We start from the raw sequence: 2394 nt of genomic DNA, 5'->3' as shown, positions 1-2394 counted from the left end.
TGCAGGCTGAGGCGACCATTGCGATAAATTTTAAGACTCTGATTAAATTCGCCCGCATCGAATACCCGGCCATTGGCCGGCAGGCCGAAGCTGACCACATCCCAAAAGATCAGCTTACCGCCCTCGGCTATATCGATGCGCGTCTCGGTTTGGGCATGCGCACCGGGAAACAGGATGGCCTCCAGTGGCAGCCATTCGATGCTTGCACCGGCGGCGATGCGCAGCCGAACACTTTGCCGCTGCAGACTTTGATCGGCGCGCGCCTTATAGAGTCGACCGGCCCCGGGCGTGGTGACCAGCGCATGGGCGTCAGCGGCAACCGCTATATCGATTTCCAGCCGATCGCCCGAGACCAGGCCGCCGGGCGGATGCAACAGATAGACATGAGGCGTATTGGGCCCCTCGGGGTAAAAGGGCTTTTGCACATAGAGTGGCCCGCGGTGTTCGGTGCGCATCAGGCGCACCCCGCGTCGGGTTTGGGCGAATTCCAAACGTAACTGGCCGTGCCACTGGCTCGGGCCAGAAGGCTCGGCGGGTAACACAGAGCTGTCGGCGCTGGGCACAAACTGCTTATTCATCGCGCGTTATACCGCCAGGTACTGACGAATGAGTTCGTCATTGAGGTTATCCATCTTATCGGCGGCGACGATCTGGCCTTTTTCCATGAGCCGGAATTCCTTACCGACGCGCCGGGCAAAGCCGAGCTTCTGTTCAATCAAAATCACCGTCAGACCCTCTTCTGCGTTCAGCTTTAGGATGACATCGCCAATCTGCTTGACGATGTTGGGCTGGATACCCTCGTTCGGTTCATCGAGGATCAACACCTTAGGGTCGATCACCAAGGCCCGGCCGATTGCCAACTGCTGTTGCTGACCGCCGGATAGATCGCCACCGCGTCGGGCCAGCATGTCGTGCAAGACCGGAAACAGTTCGAAGATTTTGTCCGGTATGTCTTTGGCCTTGTCGGTACGGACCGGTAAGCCCAGACGCAGATTTTCTTCCACCGTGAGCAGCGGGAAAATCTCCCGACCTTGCGGCACATAACCGATGCCCAAGGGTGCGCGCTGTTCGGCAGTCTGAGTGTGCAACGCCTGGCCTTGCAGCAGAATTTCCCCGGCGCTGATCGGCAGTAGGCCCATCAAAGTTTTGAGTAAGGTGGTCTTACCCACGCCATTGCGACCCATGATGCAGGTGCAAGAACCCTCGGCGATATCGAGGTTAAGACCCCAGAGAATTTGCGTGCCGCCGTAACGCTGGTCGACCTGATTAATGCGGATCATTGCGCCACTCCCGCTGTTGCCGTTTCACTGTCGGCCTGCTCTTCACCCAGGTAGACCTCGATAACCGCCTTATTACGTTGGATCTCATCCATGGTGCCTTCGGCCAACACCGCACCCTGGTGCAGAACGGTGACGGTACGAGCAATGCTGCGCACGAATTCCATGTCGTGTTCAACCACCACCACCGTATGCTTACCGGCTAAGGAGATCAGCAAGGCAGCAGTCTTTTCGGTTTCTTCGGCAGTCATGCCGGCGACCGGCTCATCCACTAAGAGTAGTCGAGAGTCTGAAGCCAACAACATGCCTATTTCCAGCCACTGTTTTTGGCCATGCGAGAGCGAGCCCGCGTCCTGATCGCGCTGTTCGGTCAGGCCGATGGTCAACAAGACCTCATCGATGCGCGCACGTTGGCTGGCGCCCAAACGCGCGAACAGAGTGGGCAGCACACCCTTATTGGTTTTCAGCGACAGTTCCAGATTGGTAAAGACCGACTGGGCTTCAAACACGGTCGGCTTTTGAAACTTGCGGCCAACGCCCAGATGGGCGATGGCGGCCTCGTCGTGTTCCAGCAAATTATGGGTTTGGCCAAACCAGACCGAACCGGAGTCGGGCTGGGTCTTGCCGGTAATGATATCCATCAGCGTGGTTTTGCCGGCGCCATTGGCACCGATTAGGCAGCGCAATTCGCCATCGCGGATATAGAGGTTGAGGTTATTGATGGCCTTAAAGCCGTCGAAGCTAACCGACAGATCTTCGATGTAGAGAATGATCTCTTTCGCTACGTCAACTTTGACCGGTTTGGGTAACATGAAGGCCCAAACCCGATCGCGCCGGAAGACTTCCCGTGTGTTATCAATCAGTTCCATTAGCGTGTCTCCTCTGGGTTGACAACGGACGGCCGCGCGAAGCGGGCCCGCATGTCGGCGAAGAAACCAAACAGGCCCTTGGGTAAAAATAGGGTTACCAAGACAAAGAGTGCGCCGAGGGCAAACAACCAGGCCTCGGGAAAGATCGCAGTCAGTCGGGTCTTGGCGTAGTTCACCAGCAACGCGCCGAGCACGGCACCAATCAGGGTGCCCCGTCCGCCGATAGCGACCCAGATGACCACCTCGAT

The 2394-nt window shown here is 57.5% G+C and carries 3 protein-coding genes and 1 pseudogene; all 4 read right to left on the bottom strand.

The genetic code is table 11. The features are described from left to right. Positions 1–578: urease accessory protein UreD (locus tag AC4FIC_RS13230; protein ID WP_476195090.1), on the bottom strand; the 578-nt coding region annotated here is incomplete at its 3' end. Positions 579–584: 6 nt separating this feature from the next. Beyond that, entirely contained in the window at positions 585–1280 is a 696-nt protein-coding gene (urtE, locus tag AC4FIC_RS13225) for an urea ABC transporter ATP-binding subunit UrtE (RefSeq protein WP_100256257.1), read from the bottom strand. Further along, a complete protein-coding gene (gene urtD, locus AC4FIC_RS13220) occupies positions 1277–2146 on the bottom strand; it encodes an urea ABC transporter ATP-binding protein UrtD (RefSeq protein ID WP_273286167.1) in 870 nt (289 codons plus the stop codon). The genes urtE and urtD overlap by 4 nt, the downstream gene beginning before the upstream one ends. Continuing rightward, positions 2146–2394 (bottom strand): annotated as a pseudogene (locus AC4FIC_RS13215) (urea ABC transporter permease subunit UrtC); the annotation flags it as partial. The pseudogene AC4FIC_RS13215 and the gene urtD, both read right to left, overlap by 1 nt.

The sequence above is a fragment of the Reinekea sp. genome (genome assembly GCF_982785585.1).
The sequence above is the reverse complement of the archived record's forward strand: the minus strand, read 5'-3'. Positions and strand labels throughout refer to the sequence as shown.

Coding starts and splice junctions, on each gene's coding strand:
- urtE (WP_100256257.1), bottom strand. CDS start 1,280: ATGATCCGCATTAATCAGGTCGACCAGCGTTACGGCGGCACGCAAATT.
- urtD (WP_273286167.1), bottom strand. CDS start 2,146: ATGGAACTGATTGATAACACACGGGAAGTCTTCCGGCGCGATCGGGTT.